Annotated in this window: 29 protein-coding genes; 13 read left to right on the plus strand and 16 right to left on the minus strand. The window is 64.1% G+C overall.

What is annotated here, in order from left to right; translation table 11 throughout:
* From VNC39_RS13220 to otsB, 3 genes are all read left to right on the plus strand, one after another.
* The coding region (locus VNC39_RS13220; protein WP_325399958.1) for a putative maltokinase at positions 1–1,622 on the plus strand (1,622 nt) is incomplete at its 5' end.
* A gap of 226 nt (positions 1,623–1,848) precedes the next feature.
* Complete coding sequence (malQ, locus tag VNC39_RS13225) at positions 1,849–3,861, plus strand: 4-alpha-glucanotransferase (RefSeq protein ID WP_325399960.1); 2,013 nt, start codon at positions 1,849–1,851, stop codon at positions 3,859–3,861.
* Positions 3,862–3,926: 65 nt separating this feature from the next.
* Positions 3,927–4,622 (plus strand): trehalose-phosphatase, encoded by a 696-nt coding sequence (gene otsB / locus VNC39_RS13230; RefSeq protein WP_325399962.1) that lies wholly within the window; start codon positions 3,927–3,929, stop codon positions 4,620–4,622.
* 120 nt (positions 4,623–4,742) lie between these two features.
* Here the strand turns inward: otsB and VNC39_RS13235 are convergent, their stop codons facing one another.
* From VNC39_RS13235 to VNC39_RS13250, 4 genes are all read right to left on the minus strand, one after another.
* Positions 4,743–4,934, minus strand: a complete 192-nt coding sequence (locus VNC39_RS13235) for a hypothetical protein (RefSeq protein ID WP_325399964.1) — start codon at positions 4,932–4,934, stop codon at positions 4,743–4,745.
* A 108-nt stretch (positions 4,935–5,042) separates the two neighbouring features.
* Entirely contained in the window at positions 5,043–5,339 is a 297-nt protein-coding gene (locus VNC39_RS13240) for a hypothetical protein (protein WP_325399966.1), read from the minus strand.
* A gap of 118 nt (positions 5,340–5,457) precedes the next feature.
* Positions 5,458–6,402: a glutathione synthase gene (gshB, locus tag VNC39_RS13245; protein ID WP_325399968.1), complete on the minus strand. Its 945-nt coding sequence runs from the start codon at positions 6,400–6,402 to the stop codon at positions 5,458–5,460.
* Positions 6,403–6,494: 92 nt separating this feature from the next.
* Positions 6,495–6,863 carry a hypothetical protein gene (locus VNC39_RS13250; RefSeq protein ID WP_325399970.1) on the minus strand — a complete coding sequence of 123 codons (369 nt, stop codon included), beginning with the start codon at positions 6,861–6,863 and terminating at the stop codon, positions 6,495–6,497.
* 208 nt (positions 6,864–7,071) lie between these two features.
* Here VNC39_RS13250 and VNC39_RS13255 point away from each other — a divergent pair, with 208 nt between their 5' ends.
* The gene (locus VNC39_RS13255; protein WP_325399972.1) at positions 7,072–7,245 is read left to right on the plus strand and encodes a hypothetical protein; all 174 of its coding nucleotides are present in this window, start codon (positions 7,072–7,074) and stop codon (positions 7,243–7,245) included.
* Between the two features lie 145 nt (positions 7,246–7,390).
* On the opposite strand, the gene VNC39_RS13260 is transcribed toward VNC39_RS13255, so the two are convergent.
* The gene (locus VNC39_RS13260) at positions 7,391–7,555 is read right to left on the minus strand and encodes a DUF6726 family protein (RefSeq protein ID WP_325399974.1); all 165 of its coding nucleotides are present in this window, start codon (positions 7,553–7,555) and stop codon (positions 7,391–7,393) included.
* A 329-nt stretch (positions 7,556–7,884) separates the two neighbouring features.
* Between VNC39_RS13260 and msrB the strand changes: the two genes are divergently transcribed.
* Positions 7,885–8,286: a peptide-methionine (R)-S-oxide reductase MsrB gene (msrB, locus tag VNC39_RS13265; protein WP_325399976.1), complete on the plus strand. Its 402-nt coding sequence runs from the start codon at positions 7,885–7,887 to the stop codon at positions 8,284–8,286.
* Between the two features lie 152 nt (positions 8,287–8,438).
* Here the strand turns inward: msrB and VNC39_RS13270 are convergent, their stop codons facing one another.
* On the minus strand, positions 8,439–9,356 hold the full coding sequence (locus tag VNC39_RS13270) for a hypothetical protein (protein ID WP_325399978.1): 918 nt from the start codon (positions 9,354–9,356) through the stop codon (positions 8,439–8,441).
* A gap of 48 nt (positions 9,357–9,404) precedes the next feature.
* Between VNC39_RS13270 and VNC39_RS13275 the strand changes: the two genes are divergently transcribed.
* Entirely contained in the window at positions 9,405–9,650 is a 246-nt protein-coding gene (locus VNC39_RS13275; RefSeq protein ID WP_325399979.1) for a hypothetical protein, read from the plus strand.
* A 76-nt stretch (positions 9,651–9,726) separates the two neighbouring features.
* On the opposite strand, the gene VNC39_RS13280 is transcribed toward VNC39_RS13275, so the two are convergent.
* Entirely contained in the window at positions 9,727–11,517 is a 1,791-nt protein-coding gene (locus tag VNC39_RS13280) for a chloride channel protein (RefSeq protein WP_325399981.1), read from the minus strand.
* A 43-nt stretch (positions 11,518–11,560) separates the two neighbouring features.
* Here VNC39_RS13280 and rsmA point away from each other — a divergent pair, with 43 nt between their 5' ends.
* Positions 11,561–12,400 (plus strand): 16S rRNA (adenine(1518)-N(6)/adenine(1519)-N(6))-dimethyltransferase RsmA, encoded by an 840-nt coding sequence (gene rsmA / locus VNC39_RS13285; RefSeq protein ID WP_325399983.1) that lies wholly within the window; start codon positions 11,561–11,563, stop codon positions 12,398–12,400.
* Between the two features lie 138 nt (positions 12,401–12,538).
* Here rsmA and VNC39_RS13290 read toward each other — a convergent pair whose 3' ends face one another.
* From VNC39_RS13290 to VNC39_RS13310, 5 genes are all read right to left on the minus strand, one after another.
* Positions 12,539–13,324, minus strand: coding sequence for a CHAP domain-containing protein (locus VNC39_RS13290; RefSeq protein WP_325399985.1), 786 nt, complete (start codon positions 13,322–13,324; stop codon positions 12,539–12,541).
* 327 nt (positions 13,325–13,651) lie between these two features.
* Complete coding sequence (locus VNC39_RS13295; protein WP_325399987.1) at positions 13,652–14,002, minus strand: RidA family protein; 351 nt, start codon at positions 14,000–14,002, stop codon at positions 13,652–13,654.
* Positions 14,003–14,056: 54 nt separating this feature from the next.
* A complete protein-coding gene (locus VNC39_RS13300; RefSeq protein ID WP_325399989.1) occupies positions 14,057–14,386 on the minus strand; it encodes a hypothetical protein in 330 nt (109 codons plus the stop codon).
* A gap of 33 nt (positions 14,387–14,419) precedes the next feature.
* Positions 14,420–14,908 (minus strand): hypothetical protein, encoded by a 489-nt coding sequence (locus VNC39_RS13305; RefSeq protein ID WP_325399991.1) that lies wholly within the window; start codon positions 14,906–14,908, stop codon positions 14,420–14,422.
* A gap of 170 nt (positions 14,909–15,078) precedes the next feature.
* Positions 15,079–16,083: an NAD(P)H-quinone oxidoreductase gene (locus tag VNC39_RS13310; RefSeq protein WP_325400010.1), complete on the minus strand. Its 1,005-nt coding sequence runs from the start codon at positions 16,081–16,083 to the stop codon at positions 15,079–15,081.
* Positions 16,084–16,168: 85 nt separating this feature from the next.
* Between VNC39_RS13310 and VNC39_RS13315 the strand changes: the two genes are divergently transcribed.
* A complete protein-coding gene (locus VNC39_RS13315; protein WP_325399993.1) occupies positions 16,169–17,317 on the plus strand; it encodes an ABC transporter substrate-binding protein in 1,149 nt (382 codons plus the stop codon).
* A gap of 117 nt (positions 17,318–17,434) precedes the next feature.
* Here the strand turns inward: VNC39_RS13315 and VNC39_RS13320 are convergent, their stop codons facing one another.
* Positions 17,435–17,617, minus strand: coding sequence for a hypothetical protein (locus tag VNC39_RS13320; RefSeq protein ID WP_325400012.1), 183 nt, complete (start codon positions 17,615–17,617; stop codon positions 17,435–17,437).
* On the opposite strand from VNC39_RS13320, the gene murJ reads away from it, so the two are divergent.
* Both murJ and trpS read left to right on the plus strand, forming a co-directional pair.
* Positions 17,568–19,115: a murein biosynthesis integral membrane protein MurJ gene (gene murJ, locus VNC39_RS13325; protein WP_325399995.1), complete on the plus strand. Its 1,548-nt coding sequence runs from the start codon at positions 17,568–17,570 to the stop codon at positions 19,113–19,115. The genes VNC39_RS13320 and murJ overlap by 50 nt on opposite strands.
* A 32-nt stretch (positions 19,116–19,147) precedes the next feature.
* The gene (gene trpS, locus VNC39_RS13330; protein ID WP_325399997.1) at positions 19,148–20,152 is read left to right on the plus strand and encodes a tryptophan--tRNA ligase; all 1,005 of its coding nucleotides are present in this window, start codon (positions 19,148–19,150) and stop codon (positions 20,150–20,152) included.
* A gap of 171 nt (positions 20,153–20,323) precedes the next feature.
* On the opposite strand, the gene acs is transcribed toward trpS, so the two are convergent.
* Positions 20,324–22,258, minus strand: a complete 1,935-nt coding sequence (gene acs / locus VNC39_RS13335) for an acetate--CoA ligase (RefSeq protein ID WP_325399999.1) — start codon at positions 22,256–22,258, stop codon at positions 20,324–20,326.
* Positions 22,259–22,608: 350 nt separating this feature from the next.
* On the opposite strand from acs, the gene VNC39_RS13340 reads away from it, so the two are divergent.
* From VNC39_RS13340 to VNC39_RS13350, 3 genes are all read left to right on the plus strand, one after another.
* The gene (locus tag VNC39_RS13340) at positions 22,609–22,812 is read left to right on the plus strand and encodes a cold-shock protein (protein ID WP_284256130.1); all 204 of its coding nucleotides are present in this window, start codon (positions 22,609–22,611) and stop codon (positions 22,810–22,812) included.
* A 222-nt stretch (positions 22,813–23,034) separates the two neighbouring features.
* Positions 23,035–23,217: a hypothetical protein gene (locus tag VNC39_RS13345; RefSeq protein ID WP_325400003.1), complete on the plus strand. Its 183-nt coding sequence runs from the start codon at positions 23,035–23,037 to the stop codon at positions 23,215–23,217.
* 2 nt (positions 23,218–23,219) lie between these two features.
* Positions 23,220–24,884, plus strand: a complete 1,665-nt coding sequence (locus VNC39_RS13350; protein WP_325400005.1) for a long-chain-fatty-acid--CoA ligase — start codon at positions 23,220–23,222, stop codon at positions 24,882–24,884.
* Positions 24,885–25,035: 151 nt separating this feature from the next.
* On the opposite strand, the gene VNC39_RS13355 is transcribed toward VNC39_RS13350, so the two are convergent.
* Together VNC39_RS13355 and VNC39_RS13360 are read right to left on the minus strand one after the other, a co-directional pair.
* Positions 25,036–25,674, minus strand: a complete 639-nt coding sequence (locus VNC39_RS13355; protein ID WP_325400007.1) for a 3-oxoacid CoA-transferase subunit B — start codon at positions 25,672–25,674, stop codon at positions 25,036–25,038.
* Positions 25,674–26,381: a CoA transferase subunit A gene (locus VNC39_RS13360; protein ID WP_325400009.1), complete on the minus strand. Its 708-nt coding sequence runs from the start codon at positions 26,379–26,381 to the stop codon at positions 25,674–25,676. The genes VNC39_RS13355 and VNC39_RS13360 overlap by 1 nt, the downstream gene beginning before the upstream one ends.
* Between the last annotated feature and the right edge of the window lie 92 nt (positions 26,382–26,473).

Below are 26,473 nucleotides of genomic sequence, written 5' to 3' on the forward strand. Positions count from 1 at the left end.
CGCCCTGGCATGTGCGGCCCTCCGAGCCACTGCCGGAGCTCGCCACCCTGGTGCTGCGCACGGGCCTGAGCGACGTGCTGGAGCCGGCGGCGCGGAAGATTCTCGAGACCGAGGCCCTGCCGGCCTATCTGCAACGCCGCCACTGGTTTGCCGCCAAGGACCAGAAAATTGTGTCCGCCAAGCTGGTGCGCGCCGACAAGATCCCCGGCCGCAGCCTGGAGACATTGCTCACCGGGCTGGAGGTGCAGCTCAGCGCGGGGCACGAGCGCTACATTCTGCCGCTGGGCATTTCCTGGGACGGCGACACCAGCTCGGCATTGCCACAGCAATTGGCGCTGGCGCGGGTGCGGCAGGGGCGGCGCATGGGGTATCTTACCGACGCCTTCACCGTGGACGCTTTCCCGCTCGGCGTGATCCGCGCCTTGCGCGCCGGCGCGGTGGTGAACGTGCAGGGCGGCGAGATCATCTGCCGGCCCAGCCCGCTGCTCGCGCATGTGGAGCTGCCCGAGGCACCGGAAATCCGCCGCCTCTCCGCCGAACAACCCAACAGCTCGATCATCGTCGGCCAGAAGATCATGCTGCGGCTGCTGCGCCGGGTGAGGGACGGACTCAATCCCGGGGTGGAGGTGATGCGCTTCCTCACCGAGGCCGGCTATGCCAACAGCCCGAAACTGCTCGGCGAGGTGGCGCTGGTCCGCGCCGACGGGTCCGGCCACAGCATGATCGTGGCGCATGAATTCGTGCAGAACCAGGGCAATGCCTGGCACTACACGCAGGATTATCTGGCACGCTTCATCGAGACGATGGGCCTGGCCAACAAAGACATCCATGACGAGGCGGACCAGCTTTCCGGGTACGCGAGCTTCGCCCGCTCGGTCGGCACGCGTTTGGCGGACCTGCATGCGGTGTTCGCCCGGCCCAGCGCGGACCCGGCCTTCGCGCCGGAGCGCGCGGACGACGAGGACGCCACCGCCTGGGGCGAGAACGCGACGGCACAACTGTCTCTTGCCTTTGAGGCGCTGGCGCGCATTGCCTCGCCCGCCGAACCTGAGGCGGCGCGGGCGGCCGCCTTCGTGCTGGCCAACCGGCAAGCGATCCTCAACCTCATCCCGCCGCTCGCCGCCGCCGGCAAAGGCACGCTGCGGATGCGCATCCATGGCGATTTTCATCTTGCCCAGGTGCTGGTCTCCACTGGCGATGTGGTCCTCATCCATTTCGGCGGCGACCCGGAATCGAGCCTGGAGATGCGCCGCGCCAAAACCGCGCCATTGCGCGACGTCGCCGGGCTGCTGCTCTCCTTCGACTACGCGGCTTCGGTCGCCGCGCAGGCGCGGACGCCGCCGCCGCCCACCGGCGCCGATGCGCCGCTCGGGCGCTTCGTCACAGACATGTCGGAGCAATTTCTCGCGTCCTATCGCGCCGTGGCGCAGCAAGCAGCGCCGCGCTGGGTTGCGGATGCGAAGTCCGAGGCCGATCTGCTGGATCTTTTTCTTCTCGAAAAATCCGCCCAGGACATCTGCTTTGAGGCCGCCAACCATCCGAACCGGATTGGCATGCCGCTGCACAGCTTCGCCGGCATTGCCGCGCGGCTGCTGCACGCCGCCTTGGTGCCCAGCGAATGATACGGCCACTCGAAAACAAGCAGGCGCTTTTTGAAAAAAGCGCCGCAAAAACTTTTGTTATGCTGGGCCACGGGCGTTGTCCCCGACAAAGCCCATGCCCTCCGGGGCTATTCCAACGGTGCTACGCACCGCCGGAACCTTCAGCCCCTCCGCCCAGAGTCATAAAGTTTTTTTGCTACTTTTTGTTCACAAAAAGTAGCGCTTCCCTTTCCTTTGGCCGGCGCCCATGAGCGCGCTGCACGAACTGGCCGCGGCCGCGGGGCTGCAGATCGCTTGGCGCGATGTCAATGGCGCCGAACAAATCGTCTCCGACGCTTCGCTCCGCGCGGTGCTCGCCGCGATCGGGTTTCCGGCGGGGAGCGAAGACGAGATCCGCGACAGCCTGGCCGCGCTGCGCGCCGAGACGGCGCAGGATGTCACACCGCCGCTCGTCACCGCCACCGTGGGAGAACCGATCTTCTTGCCCGGCATGTCCGGGCGCTTCCGGCTGACGCTGGAAACGGGGGAGAAATGCGAAGGCATCGCGGCGGCACAACCGGGCGGCATCGTGCTGCCGCCGGTTGCAGAGCCCGGCTACCACCGGCTGGAATTCGGTGACCGCACCACCATTCTGGCGGTGGCGCCGGCGCATGCCTACCGGCTGGAAGATGTGGCGCAGGGCGAAAAACTCTGGGGCCTGGCGGTGCAACTCTACGCGCTGCGCCGCGACCATGATGGCGGCATCGGCGATTTTTCCGCCCTCGCGGAATTTTGCACATGCGCGGCGCAATGCGGCGCCGATGCCATCGCCATCAGCCCGGCGCATGCGCTTTTCACCGCCGACCTCGCCCGCTTCAGCCCATACGCGCCTTCCAACCGCGCGGCGCTGAACGTGCTCCACATCGCCGAGGACGCGCCGGAAGATGATTCGCCGCTGATCGACTGGCCGCGCGCCGCCGCTGCCAAGCTCGCCGCGCTGCGCGCTTCGTTCGAGCGCTCCTACGGCCCCGAACTCGCGGCCCAGATCCGCGCCGATCTTGGGCCCGAGCAGCAGCGCCATGCGCTCTTTGAGGCGCTGATGGCGCATCTCAGCCGGGGCACCCCCTCCGCGCTGGATTGGCGCAACTGGCCGGCCCCCTACCAACACCCGGATCTGCCGGAGGTTGCCCGCTTCGCGCGGGAGCAGAGCCGGGAGGTCGCGTTTCACGCCTGGCTGCAATGGCGCGCCGACCGGGAGCTGGCCACCGCGCAGGCAGCCGCCCGCGCCGCCGGCGCCAGAATCGGCCTGATCGCCGACCTCGCGGTCGGCACCGACCCATCCGGCAGCCATAGCTGGTGCCGCCAGGACGAGGTGCTCAAGGGGCTCGAGATCGGCGCGCCGCCGGACCTGGTCAACCAGGAGGGGCAGAGCTGGGGCATCACCGCCTTTTCGCCGCGCGGCCTGCGCCGCAGCGGCTTCTCCGCCTTTATCGACATGCTGCGCCACGGGCTGCGCCATGCCGGCGGCATGCGGATCGACCATGTGATGGGCCTCACCCGGCTCTGGGTGGTCCCGCACGGCCTGCCCTCCACCCAGGGTGCGTATCTCACCATGCCGGCGGACGATCTGATGCGCCTGGCCGCCTTGGAATCCTGGCGCCACAGAGCGGTGATCCTCGGCGAGGATCTCGGCACGTTGCCGCCGGGCTTTGGCGCCAAGCTGCAGCGCGCCGGGATCGCCGGACTCCGGGTGATGTGGTTCGAGCGCGACGGCAACGCCTTCACCGCCCCGCAAAGCTGGACTCCCTCGGCGGTGGCAATGACCACGACTCATGATTTGCCGACCGTCGCCGGCTGGTGGGAAGGCATGGATATCGGCTGGCGCGAAAAATTGCAGATGGGCGGCGACGCGCCGGCGCAACGCGAAGCCGGCCGGCGCGCGCTGTGGGAGGCCTTCGTGCGCTCCGGCGCCGCCACCCCGCCACCGCCGCCGCCGGCAGACGGCGCCGCCGCGACTTATGCCGCTGCCATTCATCTCGGCCGCGCCGGCTGCACCCTGGCGCTGCTGCCGGTCGAGGACGCGCTATCTCTGCCGGAGCAGCCGAACCTGCCCGGCACCACCGACGCCCATCCCAACTGGCGCCGCCGCCTGCCGGGCGATGCCAAGGCGCTCTTCGCCCGCGCGGATTTCCGCCAACGCCTCACGGCACTGGCGGAGTCACGGCGGCGAAACGAACAATTTCCATCGGATTTACGTGACCGGGGAAAAGATCGCAGTTAGAAGAGACGACCTGCTTTCGACCGACCCATTTTTCCGACCAAACCATTTGTCTAGCTGAGATCCGCATGATTCTGCCGACGCTCGATACGAACGACGCCCTTTTTCTGGATATAGACGGCACTTTGATCGATCTGGCTCCGACGCCGGATGCCGTGATCGTGCCCCCTGGCCTGCCGGCCACGCTGCGGCAGCTCGGCGCGCGACTGAGCGGCGCGCTGGCGATCCTCTCCGGACGCAAGCTCAGCGATATCGACCATCTGCTCGAACCCGGCCTGGCTTGCGCCGCTGAACACGGCATGATGATCCGCACGCCGGATGGCGTGGTGACGAGCCAGGTGCAGCGCCCGGCCGGCTATGCGCACTGGCTGAAAGTGTTCAACCGCTATGCCAAGGAAATGCCGGGGCTACTCGTGGAGGAAAAGGAATTCAGCCTGGTGCTGCATTACCGCCGCGCGCCCGAGCATGAGGAGGAACTCCGCAACCTCGTGCACCAGCTGCTCGCCGACAGCGACGACGCCACCTTGCTGCCTGCCCATTGCGCTTTCGAGCTGAAACCGCGTGGCGGCAACAAAGGCGATGCGCTGGCCGGCTTCATGAGCATAACGCCCTTCGCCGGCCGCCGACCGATTTTCATCGGTGACGATGTAACCGACGAACCGGCGATCGCCAAGGCAAACGAACTCGGCGGCGCCGGGCTCCATGTGAAGCGGGATTTCGGCGGCAACACCGAAGCCGTGCGGGACTGGCTGCGCCGCGCTTGAGGCTGGAAGACAGCAAGTAAGTAGCCGCTTTTAAAAAAAGCGGCGCAAAAGCTTTTGCTAAACTGGGCCCGTGTCGGTGAAAACAGCACGGCCCAGAGCACTAAAGCTTTTTTGCTACTTTCACGCGAAAACGTTGACCAAACCGGAGGTGTCCTCCGTCACCGCCTTGTCGGCGACGCTCATAACGAGGGACGAGGAAGACGAGACCGCCGCCGCGGCCGGCGTTTCCATCGCCGGAGCCGAAGCGACGGGGCTGGGTGCCGGAGAGGCCAATTCCGCGATGGCACTGCTGAGGCTGGCGCTGATATTCATGATCTCATCTCCATACAGGGTACAACTTAAACCTGTACGAGACCTAGCCCCTTTGTTAGATTTTACAACTACAAGTTAAAATTTTTTTGCGCCGCTTTCTTTCTTTAATCAGGCCCAGACATTCACGGTTGACGTGGCGTGACCCGATGGCGCCGGCGCGGTGGTCGTGGAGGAGATGACCTGGCCCTCGGGGGTCGCCACGGTGGTGGTCACCGCCCCGCTGGAGCCGTTCGTCACGGTAGCCGTGTCCACGGAAGAGGATGACGGGGCGGAGGAAGCGGCCAGCGACAATGAGGGCACCGCGGCGATCGCCGCTTCGGCCGCCGTGGCCGAGCCGGTCGCGCCGGGGGTTGTCGCCGGCGAGCCGGGGGCGGCAATGGCACTGAGGCTGGCGCTGATGCTCATGATCTCGTCTCCCCATCCGTCGGGCCTGCAACCAATGGCTGGCCGACAGGCCTGGATCCTACCGCATTTTTGTTAGAATTGGCAACTACAGGTTAATGAAATTTCATAACGATATCGTTCAGACGCCGCGCATCGCCTCGATCTTCTGCCAAATAACGGCGGCGAGATTCACGCCGTCGAAACGGGCGATCTGCTGGAGCCCGGTCGGCGAGGTGACGTTGATCTCCGTCAGATAGTCGCCGATCACGTCGATGCCGGTGAACAGCAGCCCTTCCTTCTTCAGCACCGGGGCGATCGCCGCGCAGATCTCCTGCTCGCGCGCCGTCAGCGTGGTCTTCTCGGGGCGGCCGCCGGCATGCATGTTGGAGCGGCTGTCGCCCTCCGCCGGCACGCGGTTCACCGCGCCCAGCGGCTCGCCGTCGATCAGGATGATGCGCTTGTCCCCGGCCCGCACGGCGGGTTCGTAACGCTGCACCATCAAGGGCTCCCGCGAGGCGGCGAAGTACATGTCCAGCAACGACCCGAGATTTTCGTCATCCGGCTTGATGCGGAACACGCCGATGCCGCCATTGCCGAACAGCGGTTTGACGATGATGTCCCCGTGCAGCTTGCGGAAATTTTTGATCGCGCCCCGGTCCCAGGCGATCAGGGTCGGCGGCATCAATTCAGGGAAATGCGTGACCAGCAGCTTTTCCGGCGCATTACGCACGGCGGCCGGGTTGTTCACCACCAGGGTTTTCGGGTGGATATGCTCGAGCAAATGGGTGGCGGTGATATAGGCCATGTCGAAGGGCGGGTCCTGGCGCATCAGCACCACGTCCATCTCCTGCAGATGCACGGTCTTCTCCGGGCCGAACGTGTAATGCCCGCCGGGCTCGTGTTTCACCGTCACCGGCTGCACGCGCGCTTTGAGGCTGGCGCCGTCCAGCCACATATGCTGCACCTCATAATGCCACAGCTGGTGGCCGCGACGCTGCGCCTCCAGCATCAGGGCGAAGGTGGAATCACCGGTGATGTCGATGCCGTGCAGCGGGTCCATCTGTACGGCGATTTTCAAGCCCATATCATCCTCACATCAGCCGTTCACGGCGCCAACGAGCGCGCGACCAATCCGGGCCCACCCGCTTCCCGTTTTACCAAAGCTGCGTCTCTCTATCAGGACGACGTGGCATGCTCCAGGGCCGCATCCGTGAGGTCGCGCCGCAGGCTTGCCGCGCAAGCGGCGGGATCGCCATTATCGGGCACTGCCATGGCAACCCGCAGCGTGCCCTGACGATCGGGATAGAGAATGAGATCGAGGCCGCAGACCTGCGAGTGATACAACCAGACCTGGGCGGTACCATCGACCCTGCGCAGGACCGGTGTGCCGAATGTGGAATTCAGGGTTGCCGGTGTGGCGCCGACCAGGTTGACGTCATCTGCCGCCGCCAGATTGGCCGATGGCGTCCGCGTCACTGTACAGCCCGACAGAAGCATAATTGCGACCGCCGCTACCGCCAGATGAACCAACGCCTGTTGAGCCATGAACTTCTCAAGATTTTAATGTCTGCATGTCTATAGCTAACGGACCGAGACTTTGACAGGCGGTATTTGGGGCCAACAGAAACTTTTCTTGGCTGGCACAACAACACTGGTGAAAAACCAAAATTTCGGTTATGCCTCAATTCTGCCTTTGTCCCCGGCTAAATTATCAAAACTGGAACTTATCCAGTATTTTATACGGAGAGACGTAATGCCCGTGAATGCGCTGAAAACCGAAGCCGAACTCCGCAACGCCGTCATCGACCGCCTGATCGCGGCGAGCCTGCGCGACGGCAAGCCGGCCCGGGAAGCAACGCTCGCGCGCTGGCGCGCCATCGCCCCCCGCCCCGTCGAACCGACCAGCCAAGAGCCGAACGCCGCCTGATCTCCGTTGGGAGCCTCCGGCGGCGCAACCGCACAGGCCCAAAAGCTTTTTTGAAACGGGGCCCGTGGCGGTGAAACTGCGTGGGCCCAAACTGACAAAAGGTTACTTTTTGTTCATAAAAAGCAGCCTTCCTTACGATCCCTTCCTAGGGATCGATCGCGTGGGCGCAGGCGTCCGTGGGCGTTGCCGCCGGGTGGCCGACAACGGGCACGATTTTGATCGCGGCGGATGCGACCCGGCAAGGCGCTGCCACCAGCCCGCACCCGCTCAAGCCCAGCAGCAGGGCCAGCACCGCAAAACGCACCCGCATCACGGCGCCGGAAACACGCTAACCGGATCGGACCGGTGGGAACCAGGGAATGTCATCTGCAGAGCCCTCACTTTCGGCACGTCATTGGTAATTCATATATAAGGGCTGTCCGAATGCCGCGCCAAGCCGCGCCGGGCGATGGGTTGCGGCCTGATGAAAAAACCGCATATAGCGCGCGCCGCGCCGCAATCGGCCGCAGCCAGATCGGGACCTGCAAGAACAAAGGCGGATTGCGCCACCTTTCACTTGGGTCGGGCCCGGCATCCTCTATATTAGCGTCGGACGCGCGGAAGGTCATCTCCGCGCGAGGAAGAAGGAGAGCCGTGACGATGAACCAGACGATGTTTCCCGTGCAGCATACGGACGAGGAATGGCGCCGGATTCTGTCGCCCGAACAATATAGGGTGTTGCGCGAGCACGGTACCGAACGGCCCGGCAGCTGCGCGCTCAACGATGAAAAGCGCGCCGGCACCTTTTCCTGCGCCGGCTGCGGCCAGCCGCTCTTCGTCGCCGACAAGAAATTTGACAGCCGCACCGGCTGGCCCAGCTTCAACCACCCGCTGGACGGCGCGGTCGACACATCGGTGGATCGCAGCCACGGCATGATCCGCATGGAAGCGCATTGCAGCCGCTGCGGCGGGCATCTCGGCCATGTGTTCGAGGACGGCCCGGCCCCGACCGGGCTGCGCTATTGCATCAACGGCGTGGCGATGAATTTCGCCCCGGCCTGAAGGAAGTAAGGAAGTGGCCGCTTTTTGAAAAAAGCGGCGCAAAAACTTTTGTTTATGCTGGGCCGTGGGCAATGTCAGCGCCAACGCCTACGGCCCAAGTTATCAAAGTTTTTTTGCTACTTTTTGTTCACAAAAAGTAGCGCTTGCCTTTCTTAAACAATACTGATCGACCCGTGAGCGCCGCTATGCGCCACCAGCGACTGCGGATCGACCCCCTTGAGGGTGATGGTGCTGCCGTCGCTGAGCGTGATTTCCGCGCCCCCGCCGATCGCCTTGGTGATGCTGTGAATGCCGACATTGCCGGCGGCCGTGGTGCTGTCCGTGATGAACAACGTGCTGTTGGCGGCGTTGAAATCGGTGATGGTGAAATGGGCGGCGCCATTCGCCTCGGTCGCGCTGTCTCGGATGAATTCATACAGATTTGTCGCCCCGGCCGCGTTCGACCCGGTGAGCGTGCTCGAACTGGAACTGCCGAGGAGAAACGTCTGCAGGCCCGAGCCGCCGGTAGACGCCACGGCATTGGCGACCGGCGCCCCATGGCCGCCGGTGGAGGGCAGGCCGAGCTCGAATGTATTGGCGTGTGTGGCCGAACCCGCCACCAGCGTCTCCGCGCCATTGCCGGCGATCAGCATATTGGTCCCGTGGGATGCGGCATTGACCTCGAGAAAAATCCCGTTGCCGTTGCCCTGCAGCGTCACCGCGCCGGAACCGCCGGCGCCGCCGAAGGCGGTCGCCGCGCCCACGCCGTCGCTATGATGGCCGGAATAAACCGTCGCGGAATCGTGGCTGTGATTGACAAAGCTGAGCCGGCCGCCATGGCCGGAATGCCGCGACGTATCCGCCGCCGGCACCGTCGCATCGGCATGCCAGACATGGCCCCGTCCGGAAAAGCCGCCATGCTCGTCACCACCGCCGATGGATTCACGGCCGGATCCGTCGTGAGAGTTGCGGCCGGACGAATCGCCGTGGCCCTGCGGACCGTAACCGCCGTCATGTTCGTTCGGGGAGCGATCCCGGCCGCCAGGGAGCGAATCGTGCTTTCCGTCGAGATAGGTTCTCAGCCAGCGCATCATTTCCGGCCTGAAATGCCGGGGCACATCGACTAGGCGCCCCCGGTCATGGTCGCGATCGCGATCATCATCGTGGCCGCGGTCGTGATCGCCACGACCATAACCGTAACCATGGTCCTGGTCGCGGCCACGCCCGTCATGACCACGGCCGTCATGACCACGGCCGTCATGACCATGATGGCCATGGTTATGGCTGCCACCTGTGACAGTATGCCATCCAGCCGCCATCTTCGCCCCCCGATTGTTTTGTTCGTCCTACTTACGGTTGCGGCGACCTCAAAGCAAGAAAATTGATGCGGTGCCGCAATGTTTTTTTGCATGAAATGCCTAAGACTATCTTAACAGCCCGGGTATGGCGGCCTGCGGGGCGCTATTCCCCGGCGAGTTCGCGCCGCCGCCGCTCCAGCTCTTCATTGTAGCGGCGCAGCGCATATTGCTCGGTCAACAATCCCAGAACGTTGCGCGTGTCCGGCCCGTCCACCACCACCAGCGCATCCGCCTCCGCCTTTTCCAGCATCGCGATCGCCTCCTTCACGGTCATGCCGGGCAGCAGAAAATGCTCCTGATGATGCAGGATATCGCTGACCGAACGGCCCTCGCCGGTGACGGCGGAGGCTTCCGCCGGATAGGCGATCCCGGCATAGATGCCGTTCTCGTCCGTCACCACCACGCGCTGCACCGCGCCCAGCGGAATTTCCTGGCGGAACGCGGCCAGCTTCATGCCGCGCTGCACGATGGCGGCGGGGCGGCGCATCATGCGGCCGACCGTGAGCGAATGAATCCAGCCCACATCCACCGCCGAGCGGATCTGCTCGCCGCGCAAATGGAACCGCCAGGTGGCGAAGGAATAGCCGAACAGCCGCCGCACGGTAATGGCGGAAACGATCGAGGCGGCCAGCACCGCCATGGTCACGCCGAAATTCGCCGTGCTCTCCAGCGCCAGGAAGGTCATGGTCATCGGCCCGCCGACGATCGCCACGGCCAGCCCGCTCATCCCCACCACCGCATAGAACCCGCTCGGCATCGGCGTGATGAAGGGCAGAACCGCCACCACCCCGGCAAACACCTTGCCGAACAGCGCGCCCAGGAACAGCGAGGCGAAGAACAGGCCACCGCGAAACCCCGCGCCGATGGAAAAGGCCGAAGCGATCGCCTTGAACAGCAAGACGCTCAGCACCACCAGAAACGGGTAGCTCACATTGATATCCGCATGCAGCGCGGAATGGCCGGAAGACATCGCCATCGGCGTGAGGCAGCCCAGCAGACCCACCACCACCCCGCCGAGCGCCGGACGCGCCCAGGTCGGGATGCCGGACCGGCGGAACGCCGCCTCGATCATCGTCACCCCGCGCATGATGGCGATGCCGGCCAAACCGCAGGCCATGCCCTCCACCAGCACCGTCGCGTAGGCGCCGTTCGGCACCACCGCCGGCAGGGTCACCATCAAAGGCGGCGAGCCGCCGGTCAGGATCTCCACCGTCAGCGTGCCCGCCAGAGCGGCGATGACGACGAACGGCAGGGTCACGATCGAATAGATGCCGATGATCAGCTCGATGCCGTAGAAGGCGCCGCAGAGCGGGGCATTGAAGGCGCCGCCGATCGCCGCCGCCGTGCCGCAGCCGACCAGCACGCGCAGATCGTTGCGCCGCAGCCGGAAGCTGCGCCCCAGCCAGGAGGCAACGCCGGCGCCGAGCTGCGCATACCCCGCCTCCATGCCGACCGACGCGCCGACGCCATTCGACCAGGCGGTCTGTCCGGCGACGATCAGGCTGTCCATCAGCGAAACCCGGCCGCCATACAGCGCGTTGGCTTCCACCGGGTCCACCAGATTGCGCGGCCGCAGGCGCGCCAGCGCCCACATGCTGACCCCCAGCACCAAACCGCCGAGCACCGGCACGCAAAGGGCGCGCAAGGGAGCCACATGCAGCGATTCCGACAGCCCCTGGCCGGCCGGCAGCGCGAACAGGCGCTCATGCATGATCATGGTGATGTCGTTGATCACCACCACGCCGATCCCGCCGATCACGCCCACCACGGCCGAGAGCAGCGCCAGCCAGACCTCGTCGGCCCGCACCAAAGCGCGCAAGGTCTGCGGGACATGCATCACCCATTCGCCGAGCGGGCGATAGGCCGAACCAGCACGGAAGAAGCGTTGACTCACGCGCCCCTGTTGCCACGCGCAGCGCTCAGGTAACAAGCGCAGAATGAATCAATTTTTACGCCGCGCCCGCATCAGCGATGTCGTCCGGGAGTTTGAGCTGAAGGCGGACAAGTCCCTCGGCCAGCATTTCCTCCTCGACCCGAACCTGCTGGCCGCAATCGCCGCCCGCGCCGCCCCCCTCGCCGGGCTGAATGTGGTCGAGATCGGCCCGGGCCCGGGCGGGTTGACCCGTGCGCTGCTCGACAGCGACGCCGCCCATGTCACCGCTGTGGAATTCGACCCGCGCGCCGTGCGCGCCATCACCGCCCTGGCGGCGGAAGCCGAAGGGCGCCTCTCCATCATCGAGGCGGATGCGCTGCGGCAGGACCTGACCCGCCTGGTCCCGGCGCCGCGCGCGGTGGTCGCCAACCTGCCGTACAATGTCGGCACCCCGCTGCTGATCTCCTGGCTCGCGCAGGCCGGGGCATTTTCCGCTTTCACGCTGATGTTCCAGCTCGAAGTGGCCGAGCGCATCTGCGCCGCACCGGATACCGACGCCTATGGGCGGCTGGCCGTGCTGGCGCAATGGCTGTGCGAAACGGCGATCGTGATGCACATCCCGGCGGCCGCTTTCGCGCCCCCGCCGAAAGTGGATTCCGCCCTCGTGCGGCTTATCCCCCGGCCGCGGCAGCCGGAACGCGACCTGTTTCGGGCGATGGAGAAAATCACCGCCGCCGCCTTCGGGCAGCGGCGCAAGATGCTGCGCGGGGCGTTGAAATCCTTAGGCGGCGAGGCCTTGCTGCGCGAAGCGGACATCGACCCGCAACGCCGCGCCGAGACGCTCAGCGTCGAGGAGTTCGTCCGCCTGACCGAGACCTGGCGGCGCCGCGAAAGCGAAGAATAGGAAGGAAGGCTACTTTTTGTGAACAAAAAGTAGCAAAAAAACTTTATTACGCTGGGGCATGGGCGTTGTCGCGACACAGCCCACGGCCCGGCATAACAAAAGTTTTTGCGGCGCTTTTTTCAAAAAGCGCCTGCTTACTTACTGCAGATTACGATCCGGCGCCTGGGTGCTGAGGGTGTGCGCCGCCGGGGCCTCCGCGACTTCGTTGCCTTGCCCGTTGGCCGCGATCACCGTGCCATCGGCCGGCCGGTTATAAATGAAGCCATAGGTTGGGTAGGTCGAACCCAGGGTGCTGCTGTCGCCCAGCTCGACCCGGACCTGTGTCCAGTTATTGTCGGGGGAGACGTCGTCGATCCGGACGTCATTGGTGATTGTGCCCGGTACCCAGTTCGCCTGGGTCACGAGAACGGCGCGGCTATCGATCACATCGGTGACGACCGCGACATGGCCGAGCGGCATGCGGCCGACGCCGCGGAAATTCAGCACGGCGCCCACTTCCGGCGTGTCGCCGCGGCCATAGCGGTCGGCAGCCTCGGCCCACCACAGATAGGCATTGCCGGTCAGCTCGATATGCGAAACTTCGCGCGCATACGGCACGCATTGCAGCGCGGAATAACGGTAGGAGGCCGCGCCATAATGGCCATGGTGGCGATACGAACGGTAGGCGACGCGGTCGGTCCGGTAGCTCGAATCGATCGGATGCCGGTAGCCGTGATTGACGGCGACATGATCATGGTTGGGCGTCATGTGATGGGTGATCGCGCGCTCATGGTGCGCGCTGGCGGCCACGCGATGGCTACGCGCATGAACGGCCCGGCTGACGCTGTGCGACACATGGTGGCGGCTACTATGCTTGGCGGCGGAGGCGGGCCCGGCGAGCGCCGCAGCGACCAGCGAAAAGCCTGCAACGAGCAGGGCTTTCATGCCAACCCGAGAAATCTTGCTACCGCCGGCTGAAGGCTGCCTCATGTCCACTACCGCATCGCCAAATTGCTATGTGCGGTGGCTAAGGGTGGAATGCTCTGCACGCAATACGTCTTTGCGACAAAATTACAACATAGCCGAAGAATCGTCATTTCGCCCCGTTGCGGAAAGCGGTGATTAAGAAAGTTTTCCTAAGCGCAGAAACGGCTCTGTTACAGTCCCATGAAACAACCCCGGCGTGTGGTGGACCCACACGCCGGATTCGGGAACCGGGGCTAACGCCCTCATAACGAATAAAAAAGGAATAAAGTGGCCGGCGAAAAAACCTTACCGGCAGGCCGTCACCATGATCTCCACGAGGTAACGCGGATCGGCGAGCACCGATTGCACACAGGCGCGGACCGGCGCCTGGCCGGCCGGAAGCCATGCGGTCCACACCGCATTCATCGCTTCGCGGTCTGCAATATCCTTGAGCCAGATATGCGCTTGCAACAGGCGGGTATTGTCGGTGCCATGCGTCTCGAGCAGGGCGTCGATCTGCGCCAGCACGTCCTTGGTCTGCGCCGTGATGTCCTGGGAGGGGTCGTTGGCGACCACACCCTGGGTATAGACGAAGCCATGATATTCGACGGCTTTGGAAAGAACGGCGTTGGGCTCGGTACGGATGATGCGGCTCATGGGTCTGGTCCCTTTTCTGGGTGGTGAGTGTCTATCGAGAAGAGCGTAATCGGGTCAGGGCGACTGCACGATGTGCGGCGCGACCACAGCCACGCCGTTCACATTCGGCGTGTTGCCGTTCTGCTCACAGGCCTGGATCTGGTTGTCGCGTGCGCTCAGCGCGCCCAGGCGCTGGGAATCGAACACCTTATCCGGCGTCGCAGGAAAATACAGGCCGTTCTGGCCGGTACGGGCGAGCAAATTGCTGTTCTGCGCCTCATAGGTGGCATCCGCCTGGGCGGTGCAGGTGGCGTCATCGGCCTGCTGGGCCGACGTTTCCGGCGGCGATGCGGCGCACCCCGCCAGCGTTCCACAAACCAGGGCGGCCAAAAGAATCTGTTTCATCGAGTCCTATCCAGGCTGATCCGGCACCGCAGCTCAGCCCGGCCGGGCCGGGCGCAAGCGCTCGCTTTGCTCGGGCAATAAAGCGCGCAGGTCGGTTTCGTCAAAGCCCCCGCTGTCGTTGAGCGTCACCAACGCGGCGGCATGCCATAGCTCCGGGCGGATGTCCGCCCCGTCGCGGCGCAAAACGAACCAGCCGCGCGCCCATTCGGCTTCGGCCATCAGGGCGACGAGCGCCAATAGCCGCAGGCAAATGGATATACCGTACGGGGAGGAAAGCCCGGCACTGCGCTCCACGGCGGCGGCCCAGGCGGCGGCGTCACGGTCCTGCAGCCGCAATTCCACGGGCGGGCCCCCGGCCTGCGCGAAGCGGAAGAAGCGGGGCGGCGCCGCGCCGGCAAGCTGCGCCGCCTCCCAGGCCTGCTCCAGATCCCGCCGCGTCACGGTGGGCAGGGCAGAGGGCGGCGCGGCGATGAGATGCAGCACCTCGCCCGCCGGGGCAGAGACCGATTTGACGTCAATCATGCCAGCGGCCGGCTTCACAAAGCGAAGAAAGTGGGCGCTTTTTGAAAAAAGCGCCGCAAAAACTTCTTTTATGCTGGGCCATGGGCATTGGCGGCGACGCAGCCTCAGGCCCAGCATAACAAAGTTTTTTTGCTACTTTTTGTTCACAAAAAGTAGTCTTCCTCTCTTGCTTAACCAGCAACGTCGAGCACGATCTTGCCGATATGCGCGCTGCTCTCCATCAGAGCATGCGCCGCCGCCGCCTGGTCCAGCGGGAACACCCGGTTGACCACCGGCGCGAAACGCCCGGCCTCCAGAAGCGGCCAGATGCAGGTGCGCAGCGCCTTGGCGATCGCGCCTTTGTCCGCGCTGCTGCGCGGCCGCATGGTCGAGCCGGTGATCGTCAGCCGCTTGGTCATCACCGGCAACAGATCAAGGTTTTGCACCACGCTGCCCTGCATGAAGGCGATCTGCACGAGCCGGCCCTGCCGCGCCAGGGCACGCAAATTGCGTTCGGTATAGGGCGCGCCGACCATGTCCAGCACCACGTCGACACCGCGGGTCTCGGTGGCGGCGGCGATCACGGCGGCAAAATCCTCGGTGCGGTAATTGATCGCCGTGGCGCCGAGTGTCTCGACGAACGCGCATTTCTCCGCCGAGCCGGCGGTCGCGAACACTTTCGAACCTTGCGCCCGCGCCATCTGGATCGCGGTGATGCCGATGCCGGACGTGCCGCCATGCACCAGCAGCATCTCTTCCGGCCCGAGCCGGCCGAGATCGAACAGATTGGCCCATACGGTGAAATAATTTTCCGGCAGGCAGGCGGCCTGGATGGCGTCGAAGCCCTGCGGCCAGGGCAGGCACTGCGTCGCCGGCACCGCCACATACGCGGCATAGCCGCCGCCATTGCACAAAGCGGTGACCCGGTCGCCGATGGCAAAGCCTGTCACGTCCGCGCCGCAGGCGACGATTTCGCCCGCCGCTTCCAGGCCCAGAATAAGGCTGGCCCCCGGCGGCGGCGGGTAGGCGCCCTTGCGTTGCTGGATATCGGGCCGGTTCACCCCCGCCGCCTGCACGCGAATCAGGACTTCATCCGCTTTCGGGCGTGGCGTCGCGGTCTGGCCGAGCCGCAATTCTTCCGGCCCGCCGGGGCGGGCGACATCGATGAAACGCATGGTGGCGGGAATTTGGGTCATGACGCGCAAGCTCGGCAGCCGGCGCGGTTCCGTCAAGAGGTGCCCGCCGCTTGCCGCGGTTCCGGGCAGGTGCGAGGTTGCCTTCATGCCAGACTTATCCCGCCGCGCGCTGCTCGCCGGCGCCGGGCTGCTCGCGGCCGGCGCGGCGCGGGCCGCCAATCCGCAGCCACAACAAGCCGCCCCGCCGCCCCCGGTGATCGGCGCGGCGCTGCCACTTTCCGGCGATCTCTCGCTGATCGGCGATGAATGCCTGCGCGGCATCCGGCTGGCCGCCGACGCCACCGACCAGGCAGGCGGCATCGCCGGCAAGCCGGTCGCGCTGGTCAGTGCCGATGCCTCCAACCCCGCCCAGGCCACGGCTTCGGTGAACGGGCTGATCACCGCCAGCCATGCCGGGCTGGTGCTGAGCGGCGGCGCCTCCGACCTCTCCTTCCCCGGTTCGGCGGCGGCGGAGCTGGCGCAGGTGCCGTTCATCGAGCTCAACGCGCCGGCCGCCGGCATCACCACGCGCGGATTTCATTTTCTGCTCCGCACCGCGCCGACCACGACGACGATCGGCAATTTCGCGGCGCGCACGATCCAGGAGCGGTTCGCGGGGCGCAAAATCGGGCTGCTGTACAACACCGGGGCGACGGGTGCGGCGATCGCCGCCGCCGCCACCGCCGCGCTGAAAAACGCCAACCTGACGATCCAGCTGGCGATCGGCTACGCCCCCGACGTGGCCGACCTCTTCGCGCCGGCCGGGCGGCTGAAACGGGCCGGCGCTGAGATCGTGCTGCACGCCGCCGGCCCCCACGACGTGTTGGCCTTCTTCCTGGCGATGCGCGGCCAGGCCTGGAAACCGGCAGCTTTGCTCGGCTGCGGCGACGGCTACGCGCTGCGCGAAACCGGCGCCGCGCTCGGCCCGCTCTTCGAGGGTACCTTGGTGGTGGCCGCCCCGTTCTATCCGCCTGCCGCCGCCGCGGTCGCCGACGCCTACCAGCGCCGCTACGGCATGGCGCCGCGCGGGCCGCAAAGCCTGGCCGCCTATGTCGGCGCCAAACTCGTCTTCGACACACTCGGCACGGTGCGCGGCGACCCGGCGAAACTGCTGGACGCGTTGCGCGCCACCGACATCGCCCAAGGCGGGCTGGCGAATGGCTGGGGCGTGGCGTTCGACCATGACGGCCAGAACACGCGCAGCTTCGTTGCGCTCCAACAATGGAACGGCACGGATCTGGTTCCCGTAGGTTAGGAAGCGAGGGAAGCGCTACTTTTTGTGAACAAAAAGTAGCAAAAAAACTTTATTTATGCTGGGCCATGGGCGTTGTCGCTGACAAAGCCCATGCCCTCCTGGGCTATTCCAGCGGTGCTACGCACTGCCGGAACCTTCAGCCCCTTCGCCCAGCAAAACAAAAGTTTTAGCGCCGCTTTTTTCAAAAAGCGGCCGCTTCCTTCCTTCTGAAAGGTTTATCGTACGTCGATAATCCTCTAGAGCCTCTCCCATGATGCGCGGTGCGATGACGGTGGGAATGTGGACGATGGCGAGCCGCATTCTCGGCTTTGTCCGGGACATATTGATTGCCGCCGTAATGGGCACCGGCCCGGTGGCGGATGCGTTCTTCGTCGCCCTGCGCCTGCCCAATTTGTTCCGCCGCCTGTTCGGCGAAGGCGCCTTCAACGCCGCTTTCGTGCCCTCGATCTCCACCATCCTGCACCAGGAGGGGCTGGAAGCCGCGACCGGCTTTGCCGAGGAAGCCACCGCGGTGATGATCTTCTGGCTTGGCACCCTCACCGTGCTGGGCGAGATTTTCATGCCCTGGCTGCTCTATGTGCTGGCGCCGGGCTTTGCCGGCAATCATGGCAAGTTCGCGCTGGCGGTTGTGCTGACGCGGATCATGTTCCCTTACCTGTTCTTCGTCTGCCTCACCGCTTTGTTCTCAGGCGTGCTGAACGCGATGGGGCGCTTCGCCGCCGCGGCCGCCGCCCCGGTATTGTTCAACGTGTTCTCCATCGTCTTCATGCTGGCGCTGACACCCTACATGGCCAATCCGGGCTACGCGTTGGCCTGGGGCGTGACGGTCTCCGGCGTGGCGCAAATGCTGCTGCTGATCATTGCCATGCGCCGCGCGGGCATGCGCCTCACCGTGCCGAAGCCCAAGCTCACGCCACGCATGAGAACGCTGTTCCGTCGCATGGCGCCGGGGCTGGTCGGCGCCGGCGTGACGCAGCTCAATGTCTCCATCGACATCATCATCGGCACGTTGCTGCCGGCCGGGTCGGTGTCGATTTTATATTATGCCGACCGTGTGAACCAATTGCCGCTGGGGGTGATCGGCACCGCCGCCGGCACCGCCCTGCTGCCGGCGATCACTAGGCATATCGCCCTGGGCGAGGAAGACAGCGCCATGGCCTCGCTCAATCGCGCCTTCGAATCCGTTCTGATGCTGACCTTGCCGGCGGCCATCGGCCTGGCGGTAGCGGCGCGGCCGGTGATGGACGTGCTCTTCGTGCGCGGCCATTTCACCGCCCATAACGCCGTACTGGCGGGGTATTCGCTGGCCGCCTTCGCCATCGGCCTGCCGGTTTTCGCCCTGGTGAAAATCCTCACGCCGGGTTTCTTCGGCCGCGGCGACACCATGACGCCGCTGAAAATCGGCGTGCTGGCGGTGGTGCTGAATCTCGCCATGAATCTCCTGTTCATGCACCCGCTCAAGGCCGTCGGCCCGGCTTTGGCGACCAGCCTTTCCTCCGCCTGCAACGCTTTGCTGCTGGCGCTGATTTTGCGCCGGCGCGGCCATTTCACGTTCGACGCCCTGGCGAAACGGCGCATCCCCCGTTTGTTGCTGGCCGGGGCGGCGATGGCGGCGGCACTATATGGCGCTGAACGTCTGTTGCCCCCCGGCAAGACCACCACCATACCTGAATTCCTGCTCCTCACGCTGGTGGGCGGGGTCGCCTATTTCGGCTGCGGTTTTCTCATCCGCGCCTTCGACTTCGCGGAACTCTCCGCCCTGCTGCGGCGCCGGCGCCGCAAGGCCGTGGCCGGTTGACCGGCGTTAAAAACCGGGACAACAACCCTTCCATGGCACGCATTTTTTCCGGCATCCAACCTACGGGCATCGCCACCCTCGGCAATTATCTCGGCGCGATCCGCAACTGGGTCGCCTTGCAGGACGGCGCGGATGAATGCGTCTTCTGCCTCGTCGACATGCACGCCATCACGGTGTTCCAGGAGCCCGCCGCCTTGCGCGAACAGACGCGCCAGATGGCCGCGGTGCTGCTGGCCTGCGGCATCAACCCTGAGCGCAGCATCCTGTTCCACCAGTCGGCGGTCTCCGCCCATGCGCGCCTGGCCTGGATTTTCAACTGCGTCGCCCGCATCGGCTGGCTCAACCGCATGACCCAGTTCAAGGACAAGGCCGGCAAGGACCGGGAAGCCGTGTCCACCGGCCTGTATGTCTACCCGAACCTGATGGCCGCCGACATTCACGCCTATCACGCCACCAAGGTGCCCGTGGGCGATGACCAGCTCCAGCATCTCGAGCTCGCCAACGACATCGCGGAAAAATTCAACCATGATTTTTCCAGCACCTTCTTCCCGCGCATCGAGCCGCTGGTGCTCAAAGAATCCGCCCGCGTGATGAGCCTGCGCGATGGGATGAAGAAAATGTCGAAATCCGACCCGTCGGACCAGTCGCGCATCAACCTTACCGATGATTCGGACATGATCGCGGCGAAAATCCGCCGCGCGAAAACCGATTCAGAGCCCTTGCCCGAGCAGCTCGACCAGCTCGCGGAACGCCCGGAAGCGCGCAACCTGATCGGCATCTACGCCGCCATCCTGGGGCAAACGCCGCAGGAAATTTTGCACCGCTTCGCCGGCTCCGGCTTCGGCCCGTTCAAGGAACAGCTCGCTGAAGCGCTGATCGCCCATCTCGCGCCGATCGGCGCGAGAACCCGCGACTACCTGACCGACCCCACCGGCCTGGATCAGATCCTGCAGGCCGGCGCGCGCCGCGCCGCCGCCATCGCCGAACCGATCGTCACCGAGGCGGAGCGGCTGGTCGGTTTCCTGGCGCGGGCATAAAGGAAGCAAGCAAGTGGCCGCTTTTTGAAAAAAGCGGCGCAAAAACTTTTACGACGCTGGGCCATGGGCTTTGTCAGGGACAACGCCCATGGCCCAGCGTCGTAATCAAAGTTTTTTTGCTACTTTTTGTTCACAAAAAGTAGCGCTTCCTTTCTTACCTTTCCTCCTTTCTCAAACCGCCCGGTTGTCCACCAGATCGTTCACCACGCCCGGATCAGCCAGCGTGGAGGTGTCGCCCAGGCTGTCAGTCTCGTTGGCGGCGATCTTGCGCAAGATGCGGCGCATGATCTTGCCGGAGCGGGTCTTCGGCAGGCTCGGCGCCCATTGGATCACGTCGGGCGCGGCGATCGGGCCGATTTCCTTGCGCACCCAGGCCACCAGCTCGCGGCGCAACTCCTCACTCGGCGTCGCGTCGGCGATCAGGGTTACGTAAGCATAGATGCCCTGGCCCTTGATGTCGTGCGGGTAGCCGACCACGGCGGCCTCGGCGACCAGGGCGTGCGCCACCAGCGCGGATTCCACTTCGGCAGTGCCCATGCGGTGGCCGGACACGTTGATGACGTCATCGACGCGGCCGGTGATCCAGTAATAGCCGTCGGCGTCGCGGCGGGCGCCGTCGCCGGTGAAATATAGGCCCTTGAAGGTCGAGAAATAGGTCTGCACGAAACGCGCGTGGTCGCCGTAAACGGTGCGCATCTGCCCCGGCCAGCTATCGGCGATGCACAGGTTGCCCTCGATCGCGCCGACCAACTCATGGCCTTCGCCATCGACCAGCACCGGCTTGACGCCTGGCAGCGGCAAGGTCGCCGAGCCGGGCTTCTGGGCGATGGCGCCGACGAGCGGGGTGATGAGGATGCCGCCGGTTTCCGTCTGCCACCACGTATCGACGATCGGGCAACGGTGATCGCCAACCACGCGGTAGTACCAATACCAGGCCTCGGGATTGATCGGCTCGCCAACAGACCCCAAAACCCGCAGGGATTTACGGGATGTTTTCATCACCGGTCCCTCACCATCGCGCATCAGGGCACGAATCGCGGTCGGCGCAGTGTAAAAAATATTAACCCGATGTTTATCTATGACCTGCCAGAAGCGCGAGCTGTCTGGATAGTTCGGCACGCCTTCGAACATCAGCGTGGTGGCGCCGTTCGCAAGCGGCCCATAGACGATATAGGTGTGGCCGGTGACCCAGCCGACATCGGCGGTGCACCAGTAAACCTCACCCGGGTGATAATCGAAAACATATTGATGCGTGAAACTGGCCCACACCATGTAGCCGCCGGTGGTATGCAGAACGCCCTTCGGCTTGCCGGTGGAGCCGGAGGTGTAGAGGATGAACAGCGGATCTTCGGCGTTCATCTCCGCTGCCTGGTGCTGCGGCGCGGCCGCGGCGCAGACATCTTCATACCACACGTCCCGGCCCGCCTGCATCGGCACGTCACCGCCGGTCACTTTCACGACGATCACGTTTTTCACGCTCGGGCAGGCCTTCAGCGCCTCGTCGGCATTCAGCTTCAACGCCACCTTGCGCCCACCCCGGCGGCCTTCATCGGCGGTGATCAAGGCCACGGACCCGCAATCCTGGATGCGGTTCGCCAGTGAATCGGGGGAGAAGCCGCCGAACACCACGGAATGGATGGCGCCGATGCGCGCGCAGCCAAGGATCGCCACCGCGGCCTCGACCACCATCGGCAGATAGATGGTCACGACGTCGCCCTTCTTGATGCCTTTTTGCTCAAGCGCATTGGCAAAACGGCATACCTGTTCGTGCAGTTCCCGATAGGTGACTTTTTTTGACATGTTCGGGTCGTCGCCTTCCCAGATAATGGCCACCTGGTCGCCCCGCGTCGCGAGATGCCGGTCCAGGCAGTTCGCCGCGGCGTTCAACGTACCGTCTTCGAACCATTTAATGGAGACGTCGCCCGTGAACGAGCTGTTCTTGATCTTGGTCGGTGCCTTCATCCAGGTGATACGCTGACATTCCTCCGCCCAAAACGCGTCCGGCGTGTGCGCCGCGCGCGCGTACATGTCATCATATTGCGATCTCGTTACGAGAGCCGTCGCCGCGATTTCGGGTTTGACAGCTATAATATCCGCGTCAGACATCTCGTTCCCCCCTTATGTTCGATTGACATTATGCCAAAATTTAGCTGCCGCCGGAAGCCTGCGGAAATCGGCGCGCCCGCGAATCTCCCGCTGCCCGCACGGATGATCACGAACCCTTGCCGCAACGCGCCGGCATCGATCGACATTTCTCAAGAAGTCGTAGCTTGCCCTCACGAAGTCGTTGACAATCTCTTACGTTTCTGCGTGAAATTTAATGGCAATCGGACTTGGCTTGGAGGGGCGCCTAAAAAAAAAATGAGACGCAACAAGACAACCATAAGCCGTTTGTGCCCTTTTATCCGTGCGACAGGCGCGCGGCGGGTCTAAAATTTAGGAGCGACGACGAGATTATGGCTACTGGCACCGTGAAGTGGTTCAACACCACCAAAGGATATGGCTTCATTGTTCCGCAGGATGGTGGAAAAGACGTGTTCGTGCACATCACCGCCGTGCAATCCGCGGGTCTTCGCGGCCTCAACGAAGGCCAAAAAGTGACCTTCGACATTGCCATGGAGCGTGGCAAGGCCGCGGCGATCAACCTTAAGGCGGTCTAAAAACCAGCATGCAGGCGCGGCGGCGTAACGCGCGAGCCCAAATTCCTCGCAACTTATGTTCGTTTTGCGTCTGCATCTAAATTTCCTGAGGTTGTGACAACAAAAACAACTTCCAGTTGAGTCCCGGTCGCGCCCCTCTGGTGACCGGGGCCCAACAACCGACTACCGGAATGTCAGTATTATTTTTATATTGTTTGTCTCTTTGACGGCAGCGGCCGCCGCATGACGAGCTTCCGGCATTACGGCAGGGAAGCGCCACGTCTCGCCACGCTGAAATTTCAGCGCCCGGCCGCCGTGAATGTCAGGAACATAAAACGCATCCTGAATCGGGAGCGCGACGGCTCTGGCTTGGAGTTCCACTTCATCGCGACTGCCACCGTCTCCCGCAGCATCGAGGAGAGGTAACGATGGACGGCCAAGCGGCGCCCGATCCGGCGGTTTTCACGGCGCCGCGCGAACCCGCCTTCACACTGCTCGACACCGCCGTGCGCCATTTCAGCGACAATATCGCGCTGGATTTTCTCGGCCGCCGCTACAGCTACGCCGAACTCGGCCGCCTCACCAACCGCGCCGCCGCGGGGCTGCAAAAGCTGGGCGTCGCCAAGGGCGTGAAGGTCGGTCTGTGCCTGCCAAACTGCCCGTATTTCGTCATCATGTACTACGCCATCCTGAAGGCCGGCGGCACCGTGGTGAATTTCAACCCGCTTTACACGGAAGATGAAATCGCCGCTCAGGCCGGCGAAACGGAAACCTCGCTCATCGTCTCGATCGACGTTGTCGCCATCCAGACGAAGATCGCCCGGCTGGTCGGGCGGGGCCTGTTCAGCCGCGTCATCGTCTGCTCCCTCACCGCCGCCCTACCGCTGGTGAAAGGGCAACTGCTCCGGCTCTTCAAACGCCAGGAGTTGGCGAGCTTGCCGCAACATGCGCCTTACATGGCATTCGCGGCGCTGATCGCCAGCGCCGACCCGCTGGTGGCCGTGCGCATCGACCCGGCCCACGACATCGCCGTGCTGCAAAGCACCGGCGGCACCACCGGCACGCCGAAAGCGGCCATGCTCACCCACACCAACATCCTGGCCAATGTGCGCCAAGCACAGGCAATGATGGACGGACTCAGGCCAGGCCAGGAGCGAATCCTCGCCGTGCTGCCGTTCTTCCATGTCTTCGCGATGACGGCCGTGATGAATTTCGGCCTCGCCATCGGCGCCGAATTGCTGCTCCTGCCCCGGCTCGACCTCAAGCTGCTGATGCAAACCCTGCGCCGCCGCCGCCCGACGCTGCTGCCGGGCGTGCCCACTTTGTTCACCGCCATCTGCAATGCCGTGGAAGCCGCGCAACAAAACGATCTTGGCAGCGTCAAATTCGGCATCTCCGGCGGCGCGCCCTTGGCCGGCGAAACCATCGACCGGTTCGAACGCCTCACCGGCCGGCCGTTGCTGGAAGGTTACGGCCTCTCGGAGGCCTCGCCGGTGGTCTCCTTCAACCGGATCGGGGCGAGCCGGCGCGGGTCGATCGGCCAGGCGCTGGCCGGCACGGTGATCGAAATCCGCGATCCGGACCACCCGGAAAACGTCCTGCCGCCGGGGACGCATGGCGAGATCTGCGTGCGCGGACCGCAGGTGATGCGCGGCTACTACAAACGCCCGGAGGAGACGGCACAGGCGTTCGTGGACGGCGCGCTGCGCACCGGCGATATCGGCTATTGCGACGAAGACGGCTATCTGTTCATCGTCGACCGCATCAAAGACCTGATCTTCTGCGGCGGCTACAACGTCTATCCGCGCGTGATCGAAGACGCGGCCTACCGGCACCCAGCCGTGCAGGACGCGGTGGCGATCGGCGTGCCGGACAAATATCGCGGCCAGTCGCCAAAATTGTTCGTCACGCTGCGCCCGGGCGCCAGCGCCACGGCGCCCGAAATCCTCGCCTTCCTGCAACAGCATCTGAACAAGATCGAATGCCCGAAATTCGTGGAAATCCGCGATTCCCTGCCCAAAACCCTGGTCGGCAAATTGTCGAAAAAGGAACTGGCGGCGGAAGAACAGGCGCGCGCGGCGGAAGGCAAGTAAGGAAGCAAGGCTACTTTTTGTGAACAAAAAGTAGCAAAAAAACTTTATTATGCTGGGCCTGAGACTGCGTCGCCGATACAGCCCATGGCCCAGCATAACAAAAGTTTTTGCGCCGCTTTTTTCAAAAAGCGGCCACTTTCTTCCTTCTTCTCTATCTAACTTCGAAATCCGCCCCGGTCTGCGCGCGGATTTCCTCGACCGCCACGTCCGGCGCGTGTTCGATCAGCGTCAACGCCGGGGTTTTGGTCTTGTCCACCTCGAACACGGCGAGATCGGTGATGATCATGCCGACCACGCCCTTGCCGGTGAGCGGCAACGTGCATTCTTTGAGGATTTTCGGCGCACCTTTGGCGCTGTGCTCCATCACCACCACGACGCGCGGCACGCCGGCGACGAGATCCATGGCACCGCCCATGCCTTTGACCATTTTGCCGGGGATCATCCAGTTGGCGAGATCGCCGGTCTCCGACACCTGCAAGGCGCCGAGAATCGAGATATCGATATGTCCGCCGCGCACCATCGCAAAGCTGGCGGCGGAATCGAAAAAGGCGGTGGTGGGAATTTCCGTCACCGTCTGCTTGCCGGCATTGATGAGGTCGGCATCTTCCTCGCCCTCATACGGAAACGGCCCCATGCCGAGCATGCCATTCTCCGAATGCAGCTGCACGGAAACGCCCTCGGGAATATGGTTGCCGACCAGGGTCGGAATGCCGATGCCGAGATTCACATAGAACCCGTCTTGCAACTCGCGCGCGGCGCGGGCCGCCATCTCATCCCTGTTCCACGGCATTATGCGTTCCTCCGGCGAACGGTGCGGTGCTCGATGCGCTTGTCGACATGGTCGAGCTTGACGATGCGCTTGATGAACACGCCCGGGGTTATGATGTGGTCGCCGTCAATCTCACCCGGCGCCACCAGGTGCTCGACCTCCGCCACGGTGATCTTCGCCGCCGTGGCCATCATTGGGTTAAAATTGCGCGCGGTCTTACGATAGACGAGGTTGCCCTCGGTATCGCCCTTGTAAGCGTGGACGATGGCGAGGTCGGCGAACAGGCCGCGCTCCATCACGTAATGGCGGCCGTCGAATTCCCGCGTCTCCTTGCCCTCGGCAATGTCGGTGCCATAGCCGGTGGCGGTGAAAAAAGCCGGGATTCCGGCACCGCCGGCGCGGATGCGCTCCGCCAGCGTGCCCTGCGGATTGAACTCGATCTCCAGCTCCCCAGCGAGAAACTGGTTCATGAAAGTCTGGTTCTCGCCGACATAGGACGAGATCATTTTTTTCACCTGCCGGCTCTCGAGCAGAATGCCGAGCCCGGCGCCATCGATTCCGGCATTGTTGGAGACGATGGTGAGGTTGCGCACCCCCGACTCCCGGATCGCCTCGATCAGCGCCGAGGGGATGCCGCACAAGCCGAATCCGCCGGAATGGATCAGCATGCCGTCCTTCAACAAGCCGGCCAGCGCCGCCCTGGCGTCTGCGTATACTTTGTTCACCATTGGTCCACTCTCTTTTCCTCGAAGGGGATTTTAGAAAGCGGCCGCTTTTTGAAAAAAGCGGCGCAAAAACTTTTGGTTACGCTGGGCCTGAG

It is taken from the genome of Acidocella sp. (assembly GCF_035535915.1).
Taxonomy (GTDB): domain Bacteria; phylum Pseudomonadota; class Alphaproteobacteria; order Acetobacterales; family Acetobacteraceae; genus Acidocella.

Excerpts from the sequence above, each read along its gene's own strand:
- malQ (WP_325399960.1), top strand. The coding sequence starts at position 1,849 with ATGAGCGCGCTGCACGAACTGGCCGCGGCCGCGGGGCTGCAGATCGCT.
- otsB (WP_325399962.1), top strand. The coding sequence starts at position 3,927 with ATGATTCTGCCGACGCTCGATACGAACGACGCCCTTTTTCTGGATATA.
- VNC39_RS13235 (WP_325399964.1), bottom strand. The coding sequence starts at position 4,934 with ATGAATATCAGCGCCAGCCTCAGCAGTGCCATCGCGGAATTGGCCTCT.
- VNC39_RS13240 (WP_325399966.1), bottom strand. The coding sequence starts at position 5,339 with ATGAGCATCAGCGCCAGCCTCAGTGCCATTGCCGCCCCCGGCTCGCCG.
- gshB (WP_325399968.1), bottom strand. The coding sequence starts at position 6,402 with ATGGGCTTGAAAATCGCCGTACAGATGGACCCGCTGCACGGCATCGAC.
- VNC39_RS13250 (WP_325399970.1), bottom strand. The coding sequence starts at position 6,863 with ATGGCTCAACAGGCGTTGGTTCATCTGGCGGTAGCGGCGGTCGCAATT.
- VNC39_RS13255 (WP_325399972.1), top strand. The coding sequence starts at position 7,072 with ATGCCCGTGAATGCGCTGAAAACCGAAGCCGAACTCCGCAACGCCGTC.
- VNC39_RS13260 (WP_325399974.1), bottom strand. The coding sequence starts at position 7,555 with ATGCGGGTGCGTTTTGCGGTGCTGGCCCTGCTGCTGGGCTTGAGCGGG.
- msrB (WP_325399976.1), top strand. The coding sequence starts at position 7,885 with ATGAACCAGACGATGTTTCCCGTGCAGCATACGGACGAGGAATGGCGC.
- VNC39_RS13270 (WP_325399978.1), bottom strand. The coding sequence starts at position 9,356 with ATGCGCTGGCTGAGAACCTATCTCGACGGAAAGCACGATTCGCTCCCT.
- VNC39_RS13275 (WP_325399979.1), top strand. The coding sequence starts at position 9,405 with ATGGTCGCGATCGCGATCATCATCGTGGCCGCGGTCGTGATCGCCACG.
- rsmA (WP_325399983.1), top strand. The coding sequence starts at position 11,561 with ATGAATCAATTTTTACGCCGCGCCCGCATCAGCGATGTCGTCCGGGAG.
- VNC39_RS13290 (WP_325399985.1), bottom strand. The coding sequence starts at position 13,324 with ATGAAAGCCCTGCTCGTTGCAGGCTTTTCGCTGGTCGCTGCGGCGCTC.
- VNC39_RS13295 (WP_325399987.1), bottom strand. The coding sequence starts at position 14,002 with ATGAGCCGCATCATCCGTACCGAGCCCAACGCCGTTCTTTCCAAAGCC.
- VNC39_RS13300 (WP_325399989.1), bottom strand. The coding sequence starts at position 14,386 with ATGAAACAGATTCTTTTGGCCGCCCTGGTTTGTGGAACGCTGGCGGGG.
- VNC39_RS13305 (WP_325399991.1), bottom strand. The coding sequence starts at position 14,908 with ATGATTGACGTCAAATCGGTCTCTGCCCCGGCGGGCGAGGTGCTGCAT.
- VNC39_RS13310 (WP_325400010.1), bottom strand. The coding sequence starts at position 16,083 with ATGACCCAAATTCCCGCCACCATGCGTTTCATCGATGTCGCCCGCCCC.
- VNC39_RS13315 (WP_325399993.1), top strand. The coding sequence starts at position 16,169 with ATGCCAGACTTATCCCGCCGCGCGCTGCTCGCCGGCGCCGGGCTGCTC.
- murJ (WP_325399995.1), top strand. The coding sequence starts at position 17,568 with ATGATGCGCGGTGCGATGACGGTGGGAATGTGGACGATGGCGAGCCGC.
- VNC39_RS13320 (WP_325400012.1), bottom strand. The coding sequence starts at position 17,617 with ATGCGGCTCGCCATCGTCCACATTCCCACCGTCATCGCACCGCGCATC.
- trpS (WP_325399997.1), top strand. The coding sequence starts at position 19,148 with ATGGCACGCATTTTTTCCGGCATCCAACCTACGGGCATCGCCACCCTC.
- acs (WP_325399999.1), bottom strand. The coding sequence starts at position 22,258 with ATGTCTGACGCGGATATTATAGCTGTCAAACCCGAAATCGCGGCGACG.
- VNC39_RS13340 (WP_284256130.1), top strand. The coding sequence starts at position 22,609 with ATGGCTACTGGCACCGTGAAGTGGTTCAACACCACCAAAGGATATGGC.
- VNC39_RS13345 (WP_325400003.1), top strand. The coding sequence starts at position 23,035 with ATGACGAGCTTCCGGCATTACGGCAGGGAAGCGCCACGTCTCGCCACG.
- VNC39_RS13350 (WP_325400005.1), top strand. The coding sequence starts at position 23,220 with ATGGACGGCCAAGCGGCGCCCGATCCGGCGGTTTTCACGGCGCCGCGC.
- VNC39_RS13355 (WP_325400007.1), bottom strand. The coding sequence starts at position 25,674 with ATGCCGTGGAACAGGGATGAGATGGCGGCCCGCGCCGCGCGCGAGTTG.
- VNC39_RS13360 (WP_325400009.1), bottom strand. The coding sequence starts at position 26,381 with ATGGTGAACAAAGTATACGCAGACGCCAGGGCGGCGCTGGCCGGCTTG.